Source organism: Pseudohongiella sp. O18, from assembly GCF_021729085.1.
Classification (GTDB): Bacteria; Pseudomonadota; Gammaproteobacteria; order Pseudomonadales; family Pseudohongiellaceae; genus Pseudohongiella.
On record NZ_JAJSAR010000001.1, the window covers coordinates 455,087 to 477,908 of the forward strand.

Annotated in this window: 20 protein-coding genes; 2 read left to right on the forward strand and 18 right to left on the reverse strand. The window is 53.8% G+C overall.

Translation table 11 applies throughout. The features are described from left to right. Positions 1 to 36: 36 nt before the first annotated feature. The 16 genes from LVD14_RS02090 to LVD14_RS02165 form a co-directional block, all read right to left on the reverse strand. Positions 37 to 576, reverse strand: coding sequence for a hypothetical protein (locus LVD14_RS02090; RefSeq protein ID WP_237132371.1), 540 nt, complete (start codon positions 574 to 576; stop codon positions 37 to 39). A gap of 485 nt (positions 577 to 1,061) precedes the next feature. Beyond that, entirely contained in the window at positions 1,062 to 1,793 is a 732-nt protein-coding gene (locus LVD14_RS02095; protein WP_237132372.1) for a class I SAM-dependent methyltransferase, read from the reverse strand. A 936-nt stretch (positions 1,794 to 2,729) separates the two neighbouring features. Then, on the reverse strand, positions 2,730 to 3,140 hold the full coding sequence (locus tag LVD14_RS02100) for a hypothetical protein (RefSeq protein ID WP_237132373.1): 411 nt from the start codon (positions 3,138 to 3,140) through the stop codon (positions 2,730 to 2,732). A 40-nt stretch (positions 3,141 to 3,180) separates the two neighbouring features. Then, a complete protein-coding gene (locus LVD14_RS02105; protein ID WP_237132374.1) occupies positions 3,181 to 3,588 on the reverse strand; it encodes a hypothetical protein in 408 nt (135 codons plus the stop codon). A gap of 472 nt (positions 3,589 to 4,060) precedes the next feature. Then, entirely contained in the window at positions 4,061 to 4,675 is a 615-nt protein-coding gene (locus LVD14_RS02110) for a hypothetical protein (RefSeq protein WP_237132375.1), read from the reverse strand. A gap of 538 nt (positions 4,676 to 5,213) precedes the next feature. Continuing rightward, positions 5,214 to 5,642, reverse strand: a complete 429-nt coding sequence (locus LVD14_RS02115; protein WP_237132376.1) for a hypothetical protein — start codon at positions 5,640 to 5,642, stop codon at positions 5,214 to 5,216. A gap of 91 nt (positions 5,643 to 5,733) precedes the next feature. Further along, complete coding sequence (locus tag LVD14_RS02120) at positions 5,734 to 6,597, reverse strand: hypothetical protein (protein WP_237132377.1); 864 nt, start codon at positions 6,595 to 6,597, stop codon at positions 5,734 to 5,736. Between the two features lie 536 nt (positions 6,598 to 7,133). Then, positions 7,134 to 7,550 carry a GFA family protein gene (locus tag LVD14_RS02125; RefSeq protein ID WP_237132378.1) on the reverse strand — a complete coding sequence of 139 codons (417 nt, stop codon included), beginning with the start codon at positions 7,548 to 7,550 and terminating at the stop codon, positions 7,134 to 7,136. A gap of 121 nt (positions 7,551 to 7,671) precedes the next feature. Continuing rightward, a complete protein-coding gene (locus LVD14_RS02130) occupies positions 7,672 to 7,959 on the reverse strand; it encodes an antibiotic biosynthesis monooxygenase family protein (protein ID WP_237132380.1) in 288 nt (95 codons plus the stop codon). Positions 7,960 to 8,159: 200 nt separating this feature from the next. After that, complete coding sequence (locus tag LVD14_RS02135; protein ID WP_237132381.1) at positions 8,160 to 8,723, reverse strand: peroxiredoxin family protein; 564 nt, start codon at positions 8,721 to 8,723, stop codon at positions 8,160 to 8,162. A 92-nt stretch (positions 8,724 to 8,815) separates the two neighbouring features. Beyond that, positions 8,816 to 9,220: a GFA family protein gene (locus LVD14_RS02140; protein WP_237132382.1), complete on the reverse strand. Its 405-nt coding sequence runs from the start codon at positions 9,218 to 9,220 to the stop codon at positions 8,816 to 8,818. Continuing rightward, positions 9,168 to 9,458 carry a DUF2007 domain-containing protein gene (locus LVD14_RS02145; protein ID WP_237132383.1) on the reverse strand — a complete coding sequence of 97 codons (291 nt, stop codon included), beginning with the start codon at positions 9,456 to 9,458 and terminating at the stop codon, positions 9,168 to 9,170. The genes LVD14_RS02140 and LVD14_RS02145 overlap by 53 nt, the downstream gene beginning before the upstream one ends. A gap of 4 nt (positions 9,459 to 9,462) precedes the next feature. Beyond that, positions 9,463 to 10,134, reverse strand: coding sequence for a LysE family translocator (locus LVD14_RS02150; RefSeq protein ID WP_237132384.1), 672 nt, complete (start codon positions 10,132 to 10,134; stop codon positions 9,463 to 9,465). Between the two features lie 51 nt (positions 10,135 to 10,185). Next, on the reverse strand, positions 10,186 to 12,366 hold the full coding sequence (locus LVD14_RS02155; RefSeq protein WP_237132385.1) for a DEAD/DEAH box helicase: 2,181 nt from the start codon (positions 12,364 to 12,366) through the stop codon (positions 10,186 to 10,188). Positions 12,367 to 12,519: 153 nt separating this feature from the next. After that, the gene (gene glpQ / locus LVD14_RS02160; protein ID WP_237132386.1) at positions 12,520 to 13,533 is read right to left on the reverse strand and encodes a glycerophosphodiester phosphodiesterase; all 1,014 of its coding nucleotides are present in this window, start codon (positions 13,531 to 13,533) and stop codon (positions 12,520 to 12,522) included. Positions 13,534 to 13,713: 180 nt separating this feature from the next. Then, on the reverse strand, positions 13,714 to 16,140 hold the full coding sequence (locus LVD14_RS02165) for a DUF5916 domain-containing protein (RefSeq protein WP_237132387.1): 2,427 nt from the start codon (positions 16,138 to 16,140) through the stop codon (positions 13,714 to 13,716). A 217-nt stretch (positions 16,141 to 16,357) separates the two neighbouring features. On the opposite strand from LVD14_RS02165, the gene LVD14_RS02170 reads away from it, so the two are divergent. Beyond that, positions 16,358 to 16,513 carry a hypothetical protein gene (locus LVD14_RS02170; RefSeq protein WP_237132388.1) on the forward strand — a complete coding sequence of 52 codons (156 nt, stop codon included), beginning with the start codon at positions 16,358 to 16,360 and terminating at the stop codon, positions 16,511 to 16,513. Between the two features lie 63 nt (positions 16,514 to 16,576). Here LVD14_RS02170 and LVD14_RS02175 read toward each other — a convergent pair whose 3' ends face one another. Beyond that, positions 16,577 to 17,035, reverse strand: coding sequence for a hypothetical protein (locus tag LVD14_RS02175; protein WP_237132389.1), 459 nt, complete (start codon positions 17,033 to 17,035; stop codon positions 16,577 to 16,579). Further along, the gene (locus LVD14_RS02180; RefSeq protein ID WP_237132390.1) at positions 17,032 to 17,790 is read right to left on the reverse strand and encodes a cytochrome b/b6 domain-containing protein; all 759 of its coding nucleotides are present in this window, start codon (positions 17,788 to 17,790) and stop codon (positions 17,032 to 17,034) included. Before LVD14_RS02180 ends, LVD14_RS02175 begins: the two co-directional genes overlap by 4 nt. 453 nt (positions 17,791 to 18,243) lie before the next feature. On the opposite strand from LVD14_RS02180, the gene gltB reads away from it, so the two are divergent. Next, positions 18,244 to 22,818, forward strand: coding sequence for a glutamate synthase large subunit (gene gltB / locus LVD14_RS02185; RefSeq protein WP_237132391.1), 4,575 nt, complete (start codon positions 18,244 to 18,246; stop codon positions 22,816 to 22,818). Positions 22,819 to 22,822: the final 4 nt, after the last annotated feature.

Below are 22,822 nucleotides of genomic sequence, written 5' to 3' on the forward strand. Positions count from 1 at the left end.
AGTAAGCGTCCATTTGTTTGGAATTGTTAAGCAGCATTAGTTTCTGTTGTTCCTTTGTTCAAGTAGCTGCAGTGACTCTGAAACTGTTGGCACAGACCATGCGGTTCGTTGTTCGTCGGAGATTACGTCGGGCTCCATTTTATACAGAGTGAGGCTTCCATCGCCATCTCTGACAAACTGAGTGCCGAACCACTGCGGTTGATCGAAGTTTAAAAGCAACCTATCCCAGGTTGCTGCTTTGAGCCAATTAACATTAGCCAGGCTTGAGTCCAACGTTGCCGCGATTGTTGCGAATGAATGAGCGAGTCGAATATCCTCAGGGGAATTGCCATGCTGAAAGATCATAGCTGCATGGAAATAGTCTCTAGCACTTTGAATGTCGCCATTCCGCAATATTGATAGAACTTGCTCCCGTCTTACTGCATCCTCTTCACGCAACTCTTCCCAATTGATAGGTTGGGCTTGGCGAGCCGATTGGTCAGATAAATACAACTGCTCAAGTTCAGTATTGTCTTGGCCGAAAGTGGAACCACTCAGAACACTGAATGTGATAAGGAGTAAAAGAAGTGCTCGCATCTGTCAGTCCTCTTACGTATATACTTAGGATTGGCACAACCTCTGAGTGCTGCTTAACGCCCGCGTTACGGGCTGGTTTGTAGCGAGCAGCGGAAAACCAGTCCCGGTACACGCGATTGTTAGATAGCTTAGTCCTGCAAAATGATCTCTATCACTTCCCGGTGCCAGCCTTCGGAATTCAGACAAGCTTCTATCCGCGCTACAGCCTGCTGCTTGGAGATAGAGCCAGAAGTATCGTTTTCGACTTTATATCGGCACGCTGCCGCCGCGTCTTTCAAGGAACCACTTCCTGTACCTGTATATCGCCACTCATACGTAAGATATGACTGGTCAACATCCATTAGTTCCTTGGATGCCCTGTCGATGCTACTTTGACTCGAACACCCGAACATTAAAGTAGCTATTAAGAATGCTAACGCTCGATGCATGGTGCTATTTAACGGCCCGGTTCAGCGGCGAGCAGCGCCGTCCGCTGCAACGGATGGTTATGCGGTAGTTGGAGGACGGCACGCCAGGAATCCATACAAGCCTTTTGGAAACGGCTCCGCACTGTATCCACTAATCCGCTCCACTTCAAAACCAATGGAACGAAGTTCAGACTCGACTTCATCGGGCGCGATCAATTGAAGCTGATGGACTTCGGAGTCACGACGGTATGCCGGGCCAGATTGTTTGAAGGTCACGATCCGGCGTGTCAGCAGGCCGGCCTCTGCAGCGGTTTCTACAAGCACTGTCCAGTCCCGCCCCTCTATGAATGTCCGCGTCGGGGCCTTAGGCGCCCGATCGGGTCCGGCCACGTCGAAAAGAAACACGCCGCCTGCAGCAAGTGCACGGAATGTGCGCTCAAAGAACGCCTTCCGACTTGTGTAGTTGCTGCGGTTATCGAATGTATAGTTCAGCACTTCGCCAATGGCACAAACCGCGATACACGGAGGCACCTCCATGTCGACGAAGGAGCCGATATGAAAGGTCCCCTCCGGCACCCGCTTTCGCGCCATATTGATGAGCGATTCGGACAAATCGATTCCGGTAACCGTATAGCCTCTGTCAGTTAGCGTGCGTGCCGTGATGCCGCTACCACATCCGAGTTCGAGGACGGTTCCCCGTTGTAACCCGTTGCGGTCAAGGGCATCAATCAACACTTTGGCGCTAGCCAAAGCTAAGTGACCAAAACCATCATCGTGGATGAAAGCAAGATCTGGTTGGTAGTAGCTCATACGACTGACTCAGGGTGTACCGCATAACGCCTAAGCACAGCGGCGGCCTTTAGGCCGCCCGGCGCCGTAGGAGCGAACTGGTGCTTATTTTTATGAATTAGTGACGTAACCAAAATACTGGACCCGCCTCCAATGTTTGAGGGTTAACATAGATACCGCCTTCTCCGTGGTGGATTACAGTGCCTGGTTCCACCGCCTTTGGGGCTATAAAAGACCAACAGCCCTCGCTATCCCTATTCAAATTTCCGGTTTCTCGGAAGTAAGTGCCGACCTCATAGAGCACCTCTCTATTCGAATACTCCTGCAGGGCAAGATTCATATTTGCAATTGCTTCTTCCCGATGCTCCACTGGAATCTCGCACTGGTTGGTGCCAGTTTGTGTCGAACAGCTAGCAAAAACCAGCGAAAGGCACAGGAGTGGCAGAAATTTATTCATAACGCCCTTTGTTAATAGGCAAGTGGCATAGCCACTTGTCCTGAGCCCGCTTTAGCGGGTGATTGAACTAATTGTTATGTGTCGATAGCTCAAGCATGGATCTTTACGCCCTTAGCTCCGGCACCTGATGCGACCTCACGAAGAACACGAATTTCAACCTCGCTAAGTCCACCCTCGGTCATTTCCATTGGATGAATATCCAACATGGGCTTACTCAGTTTAAAGAAGCCTAGAACTCCGACTTCCCGCAGCCCTTGCTTCAAACAGTCGACAGCTGGAAAGAAATTGCCAATTAGCAATCTATTCGTGCTGAAGCTGGATTTAGGGGAAAAGCTCTTCGCACTCCCGCTGTGCGATATCACCATCCTGTCCCTGAAAATCTCTACTTTTACGTTCACTTTTCCACTCACTTCAAATTAGACACATAACGCCGCTAGCACGCGCAGCTTTGTAGTGGAGGCAAAGCCGCAACGGAAAAGCTGTCGCTGTGGCTGGCCTTGTTAAACGCCACGTGGCGAATATCGGCTGAGTGCCGCTCCCAGACTACTAATGATGGCTGGCATATCCGATTGGTCGAGGTCAAGCCGAAAACGTAACGTGTTTCCAGTTCCTGCTTCATCAGTAGCCTCTCCGCGGAGGAGAACATGTCCCAAGCGATCACATGTCAGCTCCAGTTCCAGTTGAGATTCGTAAGACGTGAAGCATGCAGAGCCAGAAACGGTACGATACAACTTATCCAACTGCGCCTGAAAATCTGAAAAAGCCCATGAGTTGAAATCTGCCGGATAGCTACCGGCGAACCCGCCAACTGAAAGCCTCACGTCAGCGGAGAACCAGCCGTCGCCATTGTCGCGAAGGTTCTCCACGCGAATGTATTCCGCATCCTCTCCGCCGATGTGAAAGGCAAGCACTGTGCTCTCCGTCCGTTTAACGCCCAAAACAGCGGCGCTTCTAAGCGTCCGTCTGTTTTTTCTCGTTAGTAACCTGTTTTTGATTAATATCATTTATCTGTCTATCACATTCTTCTTCAAAGCTGGGGTCAATCTTCTTTAATTTTTCCCATAGATCACGGGATTCAAGATCGCGACCTAATTTTCTTAGTGCTTTTGCTTGAAAAAAAATCGCATCGACTCTGTTTGGGTATCTGCTATGAAGATGCCTTGATTTGCGTATAAGATCGTCAAGTAGGTCCTTGTCCCATAATGCTGACAAGCCAAACTCATCATCACGCACGCTCTTAGCCCGCTTTCTATCATGATAAGCAATCAAATTGCAGATCAGCGCGCGAACACACAGAAAAGCCAGCAAAAAAATTATGACTCGATTTTGGAGAATAATAAGATTTAATTCATCTTGCATGACAGACCCTGGTGGTTACTAGCGCCCCAATAAGCGGGCCGAGCGCCAGCGAGGTCCGGCGACCGCAGGGAGCACACTTGATTGGTTTGTTAAAAGTTTCTTGTTCACAACCTAAATGCTTTAGTGCCAATACGTTTAAGGGGAGCTAAGTAACCTATAGATGAAGAAAGCCCCCAACCAATAGCAATAGTTAAAACCACCCACCAGTAATTACCGCTAATTGCGGTAACGAACAAAACATAAAACAGCACAGAGCCTGCCAGCGATGCAATCAATGTCGAAAGAAACCTAGCCGACACACGTAGATGCGAGCCACACCCTTCACAGCTAAGATTTCCTCCGACGGCAGCCACCTTAAATTTCTCTAGCATGCTAGATACACAATTTCCGCAGTCGGGACAAACTCGATTCTTCATGTACTTTTAACGCCCTTAATAATAGGATCAGCGCTCAGCGCTGAGTCCTATTTGATTCAATTGTTAGAGAGCCCTGGCATTGCAAGCAGCCTAGCTTTATTTGATGGATCCTGCTCGTCTAGAAAGCGCCCAAAAAATGCCCTTACATCTGAATTCGCGTTGAAATTGGAGCTAAAAGACCACTCAATACAATGACGACAAGCCTCTTCTACTCTTAGATAAGTATTTAGTAGATTTCGTAGTACTAACTCATCACCAGTAGCTGCATACCAAGCCCAATGAGCATCAAGTTTCACGCTTGAGTCAACGGGATAGGTAATAAAATCAATATACGGTTCAAGCGCTTCATCAACTGTCAGATTTGGTTCCTCGCAGATGAATGGGCCTAACATCGCTTCAGGAAGCTCTTTGTATTCATTCCCAAGCTTCTCGATAAAACGGCTGCAATTGAAAGCCTCCGGGTTTGAAGCGGGAAGTACAGACAAAATGATAGATCCAACAATTTTTTGGTTATCGTTCTGCAAGGCTTCGATCTCCACCAGCTGAATGAGAACATCCATAGCATCATCAGTCGGTAATTTGTAAACACTTCCAATATCAGACAATGACGCATTTTGTGACCAACTAATGCATGGCAGTAGCAAAAGAAACATCAATCTGGCACTTTTCATGATTTGCTCTCTAACTCCTTTAGAACCGGCCTGCGCTATGCCGGTCCGCCTGCCTAATTTTGTTAGGAATTGCATGACTTGAAGCCCATACGATGCCTGTAGATAAAAGCAACTAGCCCGCCGTTAATTACAACCAACGCCAAACTGCGCCACGGACCTGCAGGGACTAATTGAGACAAGTATGGTATTGCTGAAATGCCATGGATAAATGCCAGGACCGGAAATACCATTAACAAATAGGGAGCCCACTGTTTTTGCAGGAACGTCCCAATTGCAGCTAAAAGCGGAGCAATTAGAAACAGTGCTCCTTCTACCGTAAGTGCAATCGTCCAAACATCCAGTGATTCTGACCTCCTAGCGAAGTGCCAACCATATAAGTAAACACCAGGCCACGGCAACGCTGCTACCAGCTCCACTAGTGCGACAACCTTAATCCAATTCTCAGATTTCACTATCTTGGATGCCTAAAACCTGTCTTCACTTGCCGGAGCGATCGCAGTTCGCGGAGGTCCAGTGCAAGAAATTGTTAGAAGAATTTTTAGTTTGTCCAAATTGTAATGAAAGGAACCAACACAGCTAACAGACCCGTACCACCAACCACAATAAACGATAGAATAAATCGTTTGTTACCTAGACTGCCGATGTCAGCAGGAATGAATTCAGCCACATTTGTTTTTTCATATATTTTCATTAATGATTCGTGAAGCTTGACACAAATATTTCGGCTATTTGCAAGTGTGAGTAGGCATGCTGATGAGACAACTAAGGTGCCTAGTAAAAACAAAGCAAATATAAACGGAGCATCCTGGTCATTGTTTTGGTAGTCGCTCGTTATTCTGCTTGCCTGGATCCAGTTAACGAAAAGAATTAGTAAATTAAAGCAAACACCAGCCAGTACGAAAACAGTATCAGTCCTACCTGCTCTATCTAGCTCTGAGAGTAGGTGCTTGTGGATTCCCTCTATCATTTGGTTCTCCGATGAAAGGTAGTTTATTTCTTCTAACGCCTCAAACACCGGCGCAATTTCGCTGGCCCGTTTGTTTTGAATTGCAAGGCCTTTACTCGATTTTAAAGTCGTATCCGCTATGAGTCCTTGCTGTCTCAGACAGTAGCTGACGATTCTCCCCGATGGCGACTACATCAAAGGAGTAGTAGTAACCAGGCTTAATATCTTGTGTGTAGGCTTTGAGATCTATACTTGTTCCGCTGACTTGCGGGCGACTCGTCCAGGCAAACAGTGTGTTATTACGCTGATACTCATGGGGGTTGGACTTCTCGTAAACCTGTAGACTGTAGCTAACCGCGCCCGGGTAAGACTCCCAGGATATTGTCACCGGTTCATTTAGATTATAACTGGCCTGCTGTGTTGTTTTTATAACTGGATCCACAAATCGAAAATCAATGCCAACACCACCAGCCTCCGGGGAAACTGTGAATAGCCCGCTGAAGTGTGGGTTCATGGGGCTGGTAATCAAGCCTCGTAACACATCATTCGCCGTGCTTTGGTCAATCTCGTAGCCGTCTATCTTGTATTCCCCATAAGGAACTGAAATAGCGTATTCGCCAAGGTCATTTGTAGTGGCCCACTGACTCATAACTTGACCGTTTAGAGCAAGCCGCAGTCTCAGCCCTTGAGTAGGCTGTCCATTGCTCGAAACCATGCCTTTTATCTCGCCAGCACCGGAGGATAGAATTCCAGCACTGCTGATTTCAAAATCACCTGTATACGTAGCAGGAGAACCTAAGAATCCGCTTCTCAGATTGGAAACTCCCGGGGCTTCTGACATGGTCGTCTGGTTTCGGCCAACAGCCGACGTCGCCATACTTTCAAAGAAGAAATTGAAATAAATGTTCAATACAATAATCAGGGCTATTGCGAAACCAGTCCCAAATACTAAACCACCGATAAACTTCCTTAACATGAATAGTCCTTTATATGCCTGACCTAAGTCTCAACTGTGTCGAAGAGGGAATATTTTAGTCTTAACATCCGAGCAAAACGGGTGACACTATAACGCGCTTTTTGTGCGCCTGCCTGCACTCATGATCTATCCTTAATTTACGTTCTGCCTACTTTTTTTAGCCGGAGCGCTCAAACTGAAGCCTGAAAGTATATAGGCATCGTGAATATGAAAACGGTAGCAACCACCAGAAGCAGCTTGGATAAAATCGCTAACCTTGTGAGACGGCTACTTTCGAGTTGCCGGTACCGGAGTCCAAATAGGAAGCCGAAAAATTTAAGCTGATCCGGTGCCGAGTACCAAATTCGTTTACCGCCGAGACCTTCGTAAATCTCAGGGTGCTCGGACTTTAATAGTGAAACCAATCTTGAAAGAACAAAAAAAAATGCCGCAATAACGAAAAGCGTCAAAAAACTAAAGGAATAGACCACATCATTCTCCCGACGTTTGTATTAACTAAAAACTCCAACCACACTGGGGTTAGCACCCTCCCCAAATCAACTCACACCAAACTTCTCAAACACCTCTTTCTGCGTCAGCTTCGGCGTGTCATTGGCGAAGTCATAGTAGGCGGGTTTCTTATCGATGAAGATCTGCTCTTTCATGCTGAAACCGCCGGTGTCTTTGAACAGGCCGGCCGGGATAGCGTAGTTGTTGTGTTCCTTCATGCGGTAGTAGAGATGGGTGCCGCAGGAATTGCAAAAAGCGCGCTCGGCCCACTCGGAGGAGCTGTAAGCACTGACATTGTCGGCACCGCTGACCTCTGGTTTGCCGGTTGGCATCAGCGCCAACAGCGGGCCGCCGCCCCATTGCCGGCACATGCCGCAGTGACAGGCTTCAATGTGCCCTTCAGTAGGCACGGTCAGGGTGACTGCACCGCACAGGCAGCTTCCGGAAACGGTTTTTGAGGTCATAGTTGATACTCCGCACAGGGTATTAATTAAGAGGTTTCTGCGAATCCAGGCACGCTACCGCCCTGCGGGTGTACCGCATACTTGGGCCCGTGCGTGATGACGGACAATATCAGCTCGGCATCTACGCGGCGTAACTACGCCCGATTTCAGCAATCTGAACGGAATAGGAGCTGTACCAGCGTTCACGGCCCAGCTGCTGGGCGGTGCGATGTTCGGGGTGGGCCTTCCAGGCCAGAATATGCTCTTCGGAAGGCCAGTAGGAGAGTGCGATTTCAGTATCGCCTTCGTTGACCGCGGTGAATTCCAGACACCCAAATTCGGTCAGGGCAAGTTCGCGCAGACGTGCTGCCGTGGCTGAGTACAGCTCGTCGGCCTGTTTGACCGTGGCGCGAAATATGACAACAAACACAACCCATTCTCCCTGTTTTCGCCCGGTCGTGAAGCCGGGCGTGATTGTGTTTCCTGTTTAATAGAATCCCTGTGACTTTGCAATAACCCAAAGGGCTGATACGTGACGAATGAGCGCCATTTCACGTTTATTGCCGGGTTGATCAAAATGTCGGAGACCACACACCTTGGTGTGGCCTCCAAACTGGGGCTGATTTGCGTTTACAGCTCGCTCGCCGCCTGCAGCACGTAGTCAAAGTCTGGTCGGTCGCGGTAGTCCGCCTCCGCGAACTTGGCCAGCACGGTGCCGTCCGGGCTAAGCACAAAAATGCCAGGATATGGGATACCGTAAGCACGACTGCCGGGCTCGTATTCGGTATTCAGGATGCCGAGTGCGCTGACGTGGGTGGCATCTTCATCGCGCAGCAGCGGGAAGTCGGTTTCGTAGTCGATTTCGGCGCCCTGCAGCGTCTCAAGTGAATCGTAGGTCATTGTCGCCACATTGAATCCCAGAGCTTCAAACTCGTCGGCCACATCCACCAGCTGCTGCAGCTGGGCGATACAGTAGGGGCACCAGTCGAAGGAACGGCTGAGTACCAGCACCAGGCCTTTTTCGCCACTCAGCTCAGCCAGCGTCTGAACGTCGCCATTCTGATCTGGCGCACTGATCGACGGGATCTCGCTGCCCACCGGAAAGTCCGGCGCCCAGACAAAGTCCTGTGCCATGGCGGATATCGAGAAAAGTGCAAGTAGGGCAAGGGTCAGTGAGTGATACAGCCGTTTCATGTCGCCTCCAGAGGGCAGAGTTATTGTTTAGTGTTATGTCTGGACGGCCATCGGCTGGCCAGCCTGTAAACTAAGACCTGATTGAGCTCGATTTATTGCTTGCGATCCGAAGGATGATTGACACCATCCATGGTCGGCACCTCACCCAGATCTTTGGGATTCACACCCTCCAGGCAGCCGACATTGAATCCATACTCATTGGGGTCGGAGCGGCGCTGGTGATGTGTATAAATGCCGCACCGGGAGCAGAAGTAGTGGCGCGCAACCTGGGTGTTGAACTGATACTGGCTCAGCGCGTCTTCACCTTTGACGATGCGGATGGCCGGCAGGCTGGTGGTGCCCATGATCGCACCGCGGCGGCGACAGAATGAACAGTCGCAGCGGCGCGGAGAAACGACGCCGTCGGGCAGGTGCAGCTCAATCTGCACGGCGCCACAATGGCAATTAAGCGTGTGATATTCCTGAATCGGGGTCGGCCCAATCTGCTTGATACTCATCGGTATCGGCTCCTTCCTTAAGGGCCTCCGCCTGGCTGTCGTAGCTGCGGATGACCTGTTCTGCGGCATCGATGTCATCGTCCTGCACATAGACCTCGGCAAAACCCTGAACGGCCAGGTCGCCCACAGCACCCTGCAGGTAGTGACCACCCACATGGGGTTCAATACCGTGCGAACGCAGCAGGCCGGCAACTATGTGGGCTTCCATGATGTCAGCGGCGTGGTAGATGATCTTCATGGCCCTAGTATCGCAGAATGACCAGCCCGGCTGCCACCACCAATAACAGCGCAGCCAGCCGGTTCAGCCACACGGACCAGAAGGCAAATCGTGGATCGCCTGCCAGCACTTGCCCTGCCCTGGCCACCAGCGCTGCATAGACCAGTTTGACGCCACCAACACAGACAATGGTAATCAACATGATGAGCAGCACATCCCAGAACGTGATGGCGGCAACATCCACAAAGGCGGGGAAAAAACCAAGGTAGAACAGCACGGCTTTCTGGTCGCCCAACGTCAGCAGCAGGCCACTGACAAAGCTGCCACGCAGTGACCCTGACAGAACCGCTGATTCAGGAGGTAGTGAAGAATCAGGGGACGGGGTGGTGCCCAGACCTGAAGCTGCAGCGCTGCGCCACAGTCCCAGGGCCATCCATAGCAGATAGGCGGCTGCCAGAAATTTAAGCCAGCTGGCCCAGCCATTGGCAGCATTGAGCAACAGGGTGACACCAAACAGGGCAATCAGGATGAACAGCAGATCGCCGGCAACCACGCCAGCACTTACGGCAGCGCCGTGACGAAAGCCACCGGCCAGCGCTCTGGAGGTTACGGCGAGCACGCTGATGCTTGGCAGGGCTGCCAGCACCAGCATCGCGCTTATCAGGGCCAGCGCCCCGGCAAGGTCCAGCGTTAACACATCAGGCCCCGGAAAAATGCTCAGGAGCCCAGTCTAGCAGACTGTTGCGTGTTATTTACTGCCACGCACGGGCGAGCGTCGCTTGCCCTTGTCTTTGTCGACACGCTTTTTGGGCGCGCCGCGTTTTTTCTCTTTGGGCTTGTCAGCATTGAACTTGTCGCCGCCAAACTTGCTGCCCCTGCTCTCGGACTTGAACTTGTCGCCTTTAAAACCGCCGGTTTTGAAGCGATCGCCACGTGGCTTGTCCGACTCCGGCTTGTCTGCCGAGCGGTCGAAGCGTGGACGATCACCGCCTGGCTTGCTATCGGCAAAACGATCCTGGCGCGCCGCACGTGGCGGACGCGTGGGTTCTATAAATGCTTCACGACGTGGACCAGCCGAACGTGGCTTGCGGGCACCCTCAGGACGCGAGCGACGACCACGATCAGGCGCCGGGCCAGATGCCACACGCTCCAGATTCAGAGCCTGGTTGCACACGCGGGTGCGCTGCAGGGTCTGGAATACTTCATCAGGCATGCCAGTCGGCAGATCGATGGTGGTGTGATCATCAAATATCTGGATGCGTCCGATATAACGACCTTCGATGCCGCCTTCGTTAGCGATGGCACCAACAATCTCGCGCGGCGTGACACCATGGTCGTGCCCCACTGCCAGACGGAAGTGTTCCATAGGCACATCATCACCATCACTGAAGTCACGCTGCTCACGGCGCTTGCGTGGCGCACGTTCACCAGCGTCGTCGCCTTCCAGCAGGCTGCCAATATACTCATCACCTGTCGGGACTTTGCTGCGTGGCTTGCGGGCAGGCCGCTCGCCAGCGAAATCGTCACCAGCAGATTGTGTGCTTCTTGACGCTTTTTCTTTGAAACCCTTGCTCGTGCCGTAGCCGGTTTCTTTCACTTCTTTAAAAGATGGCTCCAGCGGTCGGTCTTTCTGCAGCAGGAAGGCCATCGCGGCTGCGGCATCTTCCAGCGAACACTCATGTTCCTGACAAAGATCGGCGATCAGACTGCGGAAGAAATCCAGGTTGTCCTGTGCCAGTGCATCAGCAATGGTCTGCTTGAACTGCTGGCTGCGCTTCAGGATCAGATCGCCTCTTGTCGGCAGCTCCATCCGCGTGATCTTTTTACGCGTGGTGCGCTCGATCGACTGCAGCATACGCTGTTCGCGTGGTGCTACAAACAGAACCGCCTTGCCGCTGCGGCCGGCGCGACCGGTACGACCAATACGGTGGACGTAGGCTTCGTTGTCGTAGGGAATATCGTAGTTCATCACGTGGCTGATGCGTTCCACATCCAGGCCGCGTGCTGCCACGTCGGTGGCTACCACGATATCCAACTGGCCGTTCTTTAACTGCTCAACGGTGCGCGTGCGCAGCTGCTGGTTCATGTCGCCGTTCAGGGCCGCGGCAGAGAAGCCACGTGCGTTGAGTTTCTCGGCCAGCTCCACGGTGCTGTTTTTGGTACGTACGAATACGATCATGCCGTCGAAGTCTTCGACTTCCAGCATACGGGTCAATGCGTCCAGCTTGTTGGTGCCCTGCACCAGCCAGTAGTACTGATCGATATCAGAGTTGGTGCTGGTTGCGCTTTTGATGCGCACTTCCTGCGGGTCGTGCAGGTATTTTTCGGCCACGTTACGGATGGGCGGCGGCATGGTCGCGGAGAACAGCGCTACCTGGCGTGTGGACGGTGTCTGCTGAAGTATGGTCTCGACATCGTCGATGAACCCCATACGCAACATTTCGTCGGCTTCATCAAGTACCAGCGTGTTGATTTTTTTCAGATCCAGCGAGCGTCGGTTCAGGTGATCGAGCAGACGGCCGGGGGTTGCTACCACCACGTGCACACCACGACGCAGAGCCTGCAATTGTCGGCTCATGTCCTGGCCACCATAAACTGGCAGCACATGAAAGCCTTTCAGGCCTTCGGCGTAAGTCTGGAACGCTTCGGCCACCTGGATGGCCAGCTCACGCGTTGGACACAGCACCAGTGCCTGGGTTGACGGATTAGTTACGTCAATCTTGGCCAGAATCGGCAGTGCAAATGCGGCTGTTTTGCCGGTGCCGGTCTGGGCCATGCCCACAATATCCTTTCCTTCGAGCAAGGCAGGAATTGTAGCCTGTTGAATAGGCGAGGGTTTTTCATACCCGACGCGCTCCAGTGTTTTTAACAGGAATGCGGGCAGATTGAGCTCGGCAAAGCCGAGATCGGGCGCGGTGGTGCTGGACATAATAGGTGCCTGCTGGCGTGACGTGCGGTAAACGAGGATATTCTACAAAAAGGGCGCGCAGTGTACAGCAATAAGTAAGCAGGCGAAAGCGATTTCCTAAAAGGAGGCGGAGGGATTTAGGTCGCTAAATCCCTCCGTCCCCTTTAACGGGCCTTATCTCTCGTTCAGATAGTCCACCGCTTTGTCCGGAAAATCGGTGAACAGCCCGTCAACATTGGCCTCGAACAGGAATATCTCCAGCAGGTGTTCAAAATTGTCGGCGTAACCGGGCACCTGACCGTCATCAGCCCGGAAGGTATAGGGGTGTACTTTGAGCCCAGCCTGATGGGCATCACGCACCAGCGAGCTGATCTGAAGATTGTTGGGCGTCGACTCATAGCTGATGATCATGCCTTTTTCCGGGCCGATGCCATCAGCGTACTGCGCCAGCTCACGCATGCCGCCGGGTGCCAGCATCCAGGCATAGGCCTCATCATCGCCCATCAGCTGCACCAGCTTCAGTTCGATATCCAATGCCGGCAGCACTTCTTCTTTAACACGCTTGAGTTCGTCAAACTCGAAGGTCTGCACGTATACATTACTGTCCTTGCTGGTGTAACCAAAGCGCTTCAGCTCGCTGAGCACGGCCATGCCAATATCCTTGCCGTGTTCATGGTGAAAGGCAGGTGACTTCAGCTCGGGGTAGATACCGACATCGCGGCCAGTTGAGCGGTTCAGCCCCTGAATCATCTGCAGCTGTTCGGCAAAGGTGTGGATGGTGAAGGTGGACTGCCACAGCGGGAAGCGCTGCGGGTAGATCATCTCTTCTTCGCCGGCATCATTCAGGCGGTAACCCTCGGTGACACGCAGCTGACGCAGCTCTTCCAGTGTGAAATCAATAACGTAGTGACGTCCATCGTCGCGCGCGCGGCCCGGAAACTGATGCCGCACATCGGTGTTACGGTCCAGCGTCAGGTCGTGCCAGACGATCAATTGATCGTCGCGCGTCATGACCACATCCTGTTCCTGGAAGTCGGCGCCCATGGCGTAGGCCATGGCAGCCGCCGGCAGGGTATGCTCGGGCAGGTAGCCACTGGCCCCGCGGTGCGCCACAACGACCTTGTCGGCAGCATCGCTTTGCGCCATGGCCGGTGCTAACGGCAGCACATTGCCAGTAATGACAGACATGAGCACAACCCCTTGCAACAATCGTGACATCGACCGAGTGACCATCAGTGTATCCTTTTTTCTATCTGAAAGTGGACTTTACGGAGCTGGCAGTCTACGACATTTTGTTGATGATTGGGTGACAGCGGCCGGCAGATGACCTGCCGCTGTCAGCCTCAGATGAGGCGGGCCTCTAGATCATCAACCATTACCCAGGCGATAACGCAGCTTCACCACCCAGGTGTCGGTAATGCGCTCGCTCCAGGAGTCGAACAGCAGGTCCTGGAATTCGGAACCCAGATCGCTAGGCAGGTTGCTGCCGCGCGTGTACACAATAAACAGGTCCGATAGCGGTGCAATCTCCCAACGATAACGCGCCTGGAAACTCATGCGGCTGACCGTAAAGTCATCGGGAGTCGCATCCGGCTTGGGCGTGCGGATCAGGTGCCGGACATCGGTCTGATCGATGCGATAGAACTTGTCTTCCTTGGCCTTGATACCGGTCCACTGCACCGCCAGGCGAAACTGCTGCTTGGAGTTGATGAAGTAGTTGGCGTTCCACTGTGGCGCCCACTCGGTGGCCCGGAAAGCCGTCAGCCGCGGACCACCCTGATGCACAAGCCAGGACTCACGATCGCGGTACTCCAGTTCCAGCTCGGTATTAAAGCGGTCATTGGGCTGCCATTGCACACCCACTTCGTAGCTCAGGTTACTGCGCTGCAGGTCTTCCTGAGCATTGCCAAATCGTGCGCTGTAGCTTAACGGACGTGAGCGGTCGCTGCTCCACTCAAGATCGTAGGCCAGCCGGTGCGGGATCTTGAAGGTGCCGTTGCCACGGCTCAGACGATCGTCCACACGTGGCGGGAAATAGCGGAAGTTCATGTTCAGACTGGTATTGTCCAGAAAGGTCATGTTCTGGCCGAAGAACAGTCCAAGCCGCACTGGCCGGTCGTCGGTGTTCCACTGGTTTACGATCATCATGTAACGCGAGCGCGAACGAAGATTCTCAAGGCCCGACTCCGTGATGTTAAAACGGTAATCGAGCATCACATGGTCATTACGCTGAAGATAACCCACATCATTGATGTTGAGCGTGTCATCAAAGTAATTGCCAGTGAACGAGTGCTGAATACCCCGCGAGGGGCGGTAGTTAAGATCGAACAGCGCACCTGAACCTGTGGTGCCATTCACATCACTGTGCAGCACCTGACCATCAAACACCCAGCGCGTGTCGGCGGAGAACCAGGAGACGTCGACGCCGTTTACAGTGGCGTCATGGTCCGGATGGCTCAATCGCGTGCCAATCCAGCCAAAGCCGCGACGACCACCGCCGCTGGTGTCCTCGTAGAGCAGACGACCGACAGCAAAATCGCGTCCGATAGACTCCAGGTTGACCTGATTGCCAGCGGTATCGCGGCCTCGCAGCGTCATGTCGTCCTCGGCCGCCAGCAGCGTACCGTAGCGCCAGTTACCCTGCGAGCCGGTAACTTTGGCAGCGCCCAGCAGCTCGGTTGGTGCATTGCGCTCGGTCGGACTCACTGAAACACCGGCTGGTGTATCGATCCAGGGCGCCGCACCAATACGACGGGTATTCAGGACTGTGATAGGGCCAAAGGGGCCACCACTGGCGCGCGGGCCTGCACGAAAAATATCCTGACCCTCGAGGAAAAATGTCCGCTTCTCCGAGAAAAATGTCTCGAATGCGCTCAAATTCACAACAATATCGTCTGACTCAACGGTACCGAAGTCTGGATTCAGCGTTGCCGATACCTGGGTGTTGGAGGTCGGCCGCCAGTAAATATCGGCGCCCACACGCGTCTCGGACTCGTCGGTAATATTGTTGTAGGTCGCGGAAGCATAGGGGTAAAAGGTGAACTGCGTGCTGGGATCAATACCGGCCACCGAGAACTTCTGGAATGCCGACAGGTATTCCGGATTGGTCTGCGGCAGCGCCGGCCAGGACCAGGTTTCGTTCAGGTGGGTCACCATGCGCTCGGTGTAGATGCCAATCTCGCGCACCTCACCGGTCTGCGGCAACTGCATCATGCCCCAGGGAATGAATATCTCGGTGGACCAGCCATTCTCCAGCTCTTGAGTCACAGCGTTCCAGGGACCATCCCAGTCACGGCTGATCTGCTTCTCGGGCAAAATCGTGCCATCAGAGAAAGTGCCACCCAGGTTTATGCGCAGGAAATAGCCGTACAGGCCCTGACCTGAGGTGTCGATGGAAATCACATAACCATCACGCTGCACGCCTTCGTCCCGCGAACTCATGCGCGCTACCAGGGTGTCTGGATCCTGATAGTTCATGGCGCCGACGTAAATACCGCGGTCGTTGTAGAAGATCCGTGTTTCGGTGCGCATCGACGCGGGCGCCAGCGTATCCGGGTTGATCACGCGCATGCCATCGTAGGCAGGGAGCGTATTCCAGACAGCTTCATCCAGGGCGCCATCCAGCTCGATATTGGCGGTATTGCTGTCGACCTGGGTCAATGGCAATACACCTTCTGCAGTCGGATTCTGGGCGTAGGAGTGGGTGGAATAAGCCGCTGCGCAGATCGTCAGCACGGTGATGCTGGCAAATGTGGCAGGCAGGCGCAAAGAAGTGATGGATATGGGTGATATCACTGCGGGTTCCCCGATTATTTTCATTATGGTTTTTGAAAGCAGGGCGAGTATATCAGCAAGTTTTGACGAGGCTGACCGCCTGATTATCAATTAATGCCCGCGGTTTCACTTTGTTACAGATGCGCCCCGGATTGCCACAAAGTCCAGCAAATTATGCCGGGCATTTGTTGTCACAATTGTTGAACCCGCTAAAACCCAAGGTAGTAGAGGTCCTGAAATGCGATTATTTAAACGTCAGATCAATCCGATTTTTGTGGAGGAAGAAGATTACAACTGGGGCAACAAACGCGGGGGCGCCGGCAAGTGGCTGTTATTGTTGCTGACTGTGGGTATCGCGGTGGGCGTGCTATACGTGCAGGTAGGACAGATTTGACAACAGCCAGCCACTGACACCGACCGAAGTCGATATCAGTGGCTGATTAGCTGTTTTATCAGATCAGGAGTCGGATTTCGGCGCGGCAGCGTTAACTGCCAGAGATGCGTCGAATGCCGGCTTGGCTGGCTCCGAGCCCGCAGACTCGGATACTGGTCGGAACACTTCGCTGTAGAGGAAGAAATCGGTCAATACGGCGCGCAGATGGATTGACGCGTTCAGATTATCGATCAGCTCTGAACTCATCTTTGGCTGCGCCAGCACAAAGCTCAGAGCCGCGCTTGCCTTGCGGATATCATCCGCAATCACCTGCTCGTACTCATGCTGTGAACTGCCGTCGTTGATTGCCGCCGCAACATTCTGCATGGCCTTCAACATGTCTTTCAATGTTGGCCGTGCGTGGGGCGGCGGATAACTGTCTTCATCATGTGGCGGTCTTCCCTGCGCGGCGTAGGCCAGCAGGAACTCGTAGCCGCTCTCAACGACTTCTATTTCTTTCTCAAGATCTTTCACGTCTATCACTCAGCCTCTGGCTTCCACTTGCTTGCGTCATGGTTCTGCTTCATTTCGTCCTCAGAGATCCAGCCCTTCACCATGGAGCGGGTGTAGAAGATCTTCTCAGGACGCAGTGCGAAGTAGATATGGATGGCGGTAAAGGCAACCAGGGCCAGCGTCGCCAGGCCGTGCAGCAGGAACATCAGACCCAGCTGGGCTTCATCCTGCACCGAGGGACGTGCCCAGAACGGTGAGTTGATGTTGGTGAACAGAATCACGCCTGTCACGATGACCAGCAGTACCAGCACTGTCATGGCCCAGTGCATACCCTTCTGCTCGAAGGAGTACTTGCCCGGCTTGCGGCTTTCATCAAATGGCTCGGCAAAATCGGACGGCGTCAGCAGCATGGACTTGAAGTCCTGCCAGAAGGTGGCGCGGATAATGTGGAAGATGACCACAAATGTCAGTATCAGGCCGGCAATCCAGTGAATGTTCAGCCAGGCAAAGCGCACGCCGAGAATCGGCATGACACCGGTGGCGATCAGAACCAGCACTGATGCGGCCATAATCCAGTGAAAGGCGCGATCGATGGCATCGTGACGGCGTACTTTGGGGCCTTCGGCTGAGGGCTTGGCTTTACGCTTGGCCAGTGCCGCCATAACGATGGCGTGACCAGCCAACAGCAGCAGGGCCGCGACTGCGACAACCCACAACAGATCCCAGGCTACACCCAGAATGACCTCGTCACCCCAAACGTCCCGCTTGTTTCTTATAATTTCCACGTGATATCCCCTCAGCTGTTAACTTGTGCTTATTGTTGATGTGGGCAGATTCTCTTTATTTCCTGTCACGTTGATTGTCGGAAAACAGAGGCGCTATATAGAAGGCGAAGAGTAATCCAGCTGCCCCGTTTTATCAAGACAAAACCTGCGACACTACGTCACCCTGACACCCACAAACCCAAGCACGGTGCGGCCCGCTAACTTGACATATTCTGTTTGAGTGGTATTGTGTCCAGCCCCCGTAAAACAGCGTAACGTGTTTTAGGACCGTCTGGAACTTGCCGGACACGCAGTCCGGGGTGCAGGCAATACACCGTGCCGTGCAAATCAATAATGTCTAATTCACGCATCTCCCTGTCAGCAGTGCTACATGATGCAGCGTATGTGGGGGAGGGTTCAACGGTGGCCGGAAGAGAAACACTAAAAACGAATTAAAGAGACGTAGCGAACACTATGACTGATCAAGCCCAATACCCCCACATGTTTGGCTTTCCGGAGAAGACCGGACTGTATGACCCGGCCAACGAGAAAGATTCCTGCGGCGTAGGCTTTGTTGCAGACATCAAAGGTCGCCCAAGTCACCAGATCATGCTGGACGCCTACCACCTCAACTCCCGCATGGATCACCGAGGTGGTTGCGGCTTTGAAGCCAACACCGGCGACGGCGCCGGCATCCTGATGGCACTGCCACACACATTCTTTGCCGAAGTTGCTCAGAACGAGCTTAACGTTACTCTGCCAGAAGCAGGCAAGTACGCCACCGGCAATATTTTCCTGCCCCAGAACGAGAAAGAGCGTGAGTTCTGCCGGGAGACGATCAACAAGATCATCGCCGAAGAAGGCCAGAATCTGCTCGGCTGGCGTGAAGTGCCGACTGATGCCGAAGGCGCTGATGTTGGTCCGGCCGCCCGTATGGCGCAGCCCTACATCGCCCAGCTGTTTATTGGCGCTGCAGATGGTCTCGATAAAGAGGCGTTTGAGCGCAAGCTGTACATCATCCGCAAGCGCTTTACGCACAAGCTGCGCGGCGACGCGTCGCTGAGCCAGGCAAAAATGCTGTATGCCTGCAGCCTGTCGACCAAAGTTATTGTATATAAAGGTATGTTGACGCCCGGTCAGCTGTTCCCGTTCTACAAGGATCTGACCAACCCCGGCTTTGAAACACACCTGGCCATGGTGCATTCACGTTTCAGTACCAACACCTTCCCGTCCTGGGACCGTGCCCAGCCGAATCGCTTCATGAGCCACAACGGTGAAATCAACACCCTGCGCGGCAACGTCAATCAGATGGTGGCACGTGAAGGCACGCTGCACACTGACTTGTTTGGCGACAAGCTGAAAGATCTGTTCCCCATCATCGACTCTGATGTCTCTGACTCCGGCTCCTTTGACTCGGTACTTGAGTTCATGCTGCTGTCCGGCCGTTCGCTGCAGGAAGCGGTGATGATGATGATTCCGGAAGCCTGGCAGTCAGACGTCAACATGCCGCAGGACAAGAAGGACTTCTACGAATTCCACAGCGCGCTGATGGAGCCCTGGGATGGTCCGGCCTCCATTGTATTCTCTGATGGCCACTACATTGGTGCCGTGCTCGACCGTAACGGTCTGCGGCCCAGCCGCTACTATGTAACTCACGACGACAAGGTCATTATGGCCTCGGAAGTGGGTGTGGTTCAGGTTGATCCGGCCAACGTCAAAGAAAAAGGCCGTCTGCAGCCAGGCCGGATGTTCCTGCTGGACTTTGAACAGGGTCGCCTGATCCCTGACGAAGAGCTCAAGCACAGCATTGCCGCCAAGCGTCCCTACGGCGAGTGGCTGGCCAACCAGAAAATCACACTGGAAATGCTGGCTGACGGTAATGAAGCCCACTCGCTGGATTCAGACAACGTTCTGCCGCGCATGCAGGCCTTCGGTTACACCACCGAGACCATGCAGTTCATGCTGCTGCCAATGATCACTGAAGCCCGTGACCCGCTGGGCTCCATGGGCAATGACTCGGCGCTGGCCTGTCTGTCTGACAAGCCGCGTATGATCTACGACTACTTCAAGCAGCTGTTTGCCCAGGTGACCAACCCGGCAATCGACTCTATCCGTGAAGAAGTGGTGATGTCGCTGGAATGCTTTATTGGTCCGGAAGGCAACCTGCTGGAAACCACCGAACAGCACGCCCACCGACTGAGCCTGAAGCACCCGATTCTGTCGAACAAGCAGCTGCAGACCATTCGCCGCATGGACCACAACGGTCTGCGCAGCAAAGTGGTTGATATCACTTACGACATCAATGCCGAAAATGGTTATCAGGCCGGTCTGGACCGCGTTTGCCAGGAAGCCAGCCAGGCCATCGCTGATGGTTTTGCTTTTGTTATACTGTCTGACCGCAAGATCGGCAAGAATCGCGCTGCAATAAGCGCTCTGGTAGCCACCGGTGCCGTGCATCACCACCTGATTCGTACTCACGAGCGCACCAAGATCGGCCTGATCGTCGAGACTGGCGAGGCGCGCGAAGTACACCACCACTGTCTGCTGGTAGGTTATGGCGCCGACGCCATCAACCCCTACATGGCCTTTGAGGCCATCTGGCAGGCACAGCTGGACGGTCTGCTGGGCAAAGATTACCCGAACGAAAGCGACGTCGTTTACGCCTACAAAAAAGCGGTTGCCAAGGGCATGCTGAAGGTGATGGCCAAGATGGGCATCTCCACACTGCAGTCATACCGTGGCGCACAGATCTTCGAAGCCGTAGGTCTGGCCAAAGATGTAGTTGATCGCTGCTTTGTTGGCACCGCCAGCCGTGTCCAGGGTGTCAACTTCGAAACACTGGTTGAAGAGACTGAACGTCGTCACCGCCTTGGCTTCCCGGAAAAAGACGAGAACCGCATTCCGGTACTCAACAACCCGGGCGACTTCCACTGGCGCAGCGGTGGCGAAAGCCACATGTGGGATCCGAGCGCGATCTTCAACCTGCAGAACGCGGCCCGCACCAACAGCCCGGACGCTTACAAGGTTTTTGCCAAGTACACCAATGAGCAGACCACACGCGCCTGTACGCTGCGTGGCCTGCTGAAGTTCCGCACCGACCAGAAAGCAATTTCGCTGGATGAAGTGGAACCAGCCAAGGAAATCGTCAAACGCTTTGCAACAGGCGCCATGAGCTTTGGCTCCATCTCTCAGGAGAGCCACGAGTCACTGGCCGTTGCCATGAACCGACTGGGCGGCAAGTCCAATACCGGTGAAGGCGGTGAAGATCCGATCCGTTTCAGCCCGATGGCCAACGGTGACTCCAAGCGCTCGGCGATCAAGCAGGTCGCATCCGGCCGCTTTGGCGTGACCATCTGGTATCTGAGCAACTCCGACGAGATTCAGATCAAGATTTCCCAGGGCGCCAAGCCCGGTGAGGGCGGCGAGCTGCCCGGCGGCAAAGTGGATGAACAGATCGCCCGTATTCGTCACTCGACGCCGGGTGTAGGGCTGATTTCTCCGCCCCCGCATCACGACATTTACTCCATTGAGGACATGGCTCAGCTGATCCATGACCTTAAAAACGCTAACCGCCAGGCCCGTATCAGCGTCAAGCTGGTATCGGAAATCGGCGTCGGCACCATTGCTGCTGGTGTTACCAAGGCCAAGACTGACCACCTGGTCATCGCCGGCCATGATGGCGGCACCGGTGCCTCACCGCTGACCTCCATCAAGCATGCGGGTCTGCCCTGGGAGCTCGGTCTGGCAGAAACACACCAGACACTGGTTATGAACAATCTGCGTTCACGCGTTGCGCTGCAGACCGACGGCCAGCTGAAGACCGGCCGTGACGTCGCCATTGCTGCGCTGCTGGGTGCCGAAGAGTACGGTTTTGCAACCGCGCCGCTGGTCACGCTGGGCTGTATCATGATGCGTAAGTGTCACCTGAACACCTGCCCGGTGGGCATCGCGACTCAGGATCCTGAGCTGCGCAAGAAGTTCAAAGGCAAGCCTGAGCATGTAGTTAACTACCTGTTCATGGTGGCTGAAGAAATGCGCGAGATCATGGCCAGCCTGGGTATTCGCACCGTCAACGAAATGATCGGTCGCGTCGACCTGCTGGAAAGCGATGTGGCTGTAGACCACTGGAAAGCTCGCGGCCTGGATCTGAGCAACATCCTGACGCCCGCCAAGGCAGTGTTCCCGAATACTGGTACTTTCTGTTCCATGGAGCAGGATCACGGCCTGGACAAGGCACTGGATAACCAGCTGATCGAACTGGCCGCACCTGCGCTGGAGAAAGGCGAGAAGGTCAACATTGAGCTGCCGGTCATCAACATCAACCGCGTTGTCGGCACCATGCTGTCCAACGAGGTCGCCAAGCGATTCGGCGAAGACCTGCTGCCGGAAGACACCATCAACATCAAGTTGCATGGCTCCGCCGGTCAGAGTCTGGGTGCATGGCTGGCCAAAGGCATCACCATCACTGTTGAAGGTGACGCCAACGACTTCGTCGGCAAGGGTCTGTCTGGTGGCAAGATCGTGATCTACCCACCGAAAGAGAGCACCTTCAAGCCGGAAGACAACATCATTGCCGGTAACGTCAATCTGTATGGCGCCACCGGTGGTGAAGCCTACTTCCGCGGTATCGTTGCTGAGCGATTCGCCGTGCGTAACTCCGGCGCCAGCGCTGTAGTGGAAGGCATCGGTGACCACGGCTGTGAATACATGACCGGTGGTCGTGTGGTCATTCTTGGCAAAACCGGCCGTAACTTTGGCGCCGGCATGAGTGGCGGTATCGCCTATGTCTGGGATCAGGACAAAGACTTTGAGCGTCAGTGCAACATGGAGTCGTTTGAACTGGAACCAGTCCAGGACGCCACCGACATTGAAGAATTAAAAACACTGATCAGCAATCACCTGCGTTACACCGGCTCGACGGTGGCGCAGCAGATTCTGGATAACTGGGACGCATCGCTGCAGCACTTTGTGAAAGTGATGCCGACCGACTATAAGCGTGTGCTGGCGGAAATGGCTGCCAAGTCACAGACCCAGGCAGTGGCTGTCTGATACG

Bases quoted from the DNA above. Each gene is read 5' to 3' on its own strand.
- LVD14_RS02090 (WP_237132371.1), bottom strand. From the start codon at position 576: ATGCGAGCACTTCTTTTACTCCTTATCACATTCAGTGTTCTGAGTGGT.
- LVD14_RS02105 (WP_237132374.1), bottom strand. From the start codon at position 3,588: ATGCAAGATGAATTAAATCTTATTATTCTCCAAAATCGAGTCATAATT.
- glpQ (WP_237132386.1), bottom strand. From the start codon at position 13,533: ATGTCTGTCATTACTGGCAATGTGCTGCCGTTAGCACCGGCCATGGCG.
- LVD14_RS02140 (WP_237132382.1), bottom strand. From the start codon at position 9,220: ATGAGTATCAAGCAGATTGGGCCGACCCCGATTCAGGAATATCACACG.
- LVD14_RS02120 (WP_237132377.1), bottom strand. From the start codon at position 6,597: ATGTTAAGGAAGTTTATCGGTGGTTTAGTATTTGGGACTGGTTTCGCA.
- LVD14_RS02170 (WP_237132388.1), top strand. From the start codon at position 16,358: ATGCGATTATTTAAACGTCAGATCAATCCGATTTTTGTGGAGGAAGAA.
- LVD14_RS02135 (WP_237132381.1), bottom strand. From the start codon at position 8,723: ATGAAACGGCTGTATCACTCACTGACCCTTGCCCTACTTGCACTTTTC.
- LVD14_RS02145 (WP_237132383.1), bottom strand. From the start codon at position 9,458: ATGAAGATCATCTACCACGCCGCTGACATCATGGAAGCCCACATAGTT.
- LVD14_RS02095 (WP_237132372.1), bottom strand. From the start codon at position 1,793: ATGAGCTACTACCAACCAGATCTTGCTTTCATCCACGATGATGGTTTT.
- LVD14_RS02110 (WP_237132375.1), bottom strand. From the start codon at position 4,675: ATGAAAAGTGCCAGATTGATGTTTCTTTTGCTACTGCCATGCATTAGT.
- LVD14_RS02115 (WP_237132376.1), bottom strand. From the start codon at position 5,642: ATGATAGAGGGAATCCACAAGCACCTACTCTCAGAGCTAGATAGAGCA.
- LVD14_RS02155 (WP_237132385.1), bottom strand. From the start codon at position 12,366: ATGTCCAGCACCACCGCGCCCGATCTCGGCTTTGCCGAGCTCAATCTG.
- LVD14_RS02125 (WP_237132378.1), bottom strand. From the start codon at position 7,550: ATGACCTCAAAAACCGTTTCCGGAAGCTGCCTGTGCGGTGCAGTCACC.
- gltB (WP_237132391.1), top strand. From the start codon at position 18,244: ATGACTGATCAAGCCCAATACCCCCACATGTTTGGCTTTCCGGAGAAG.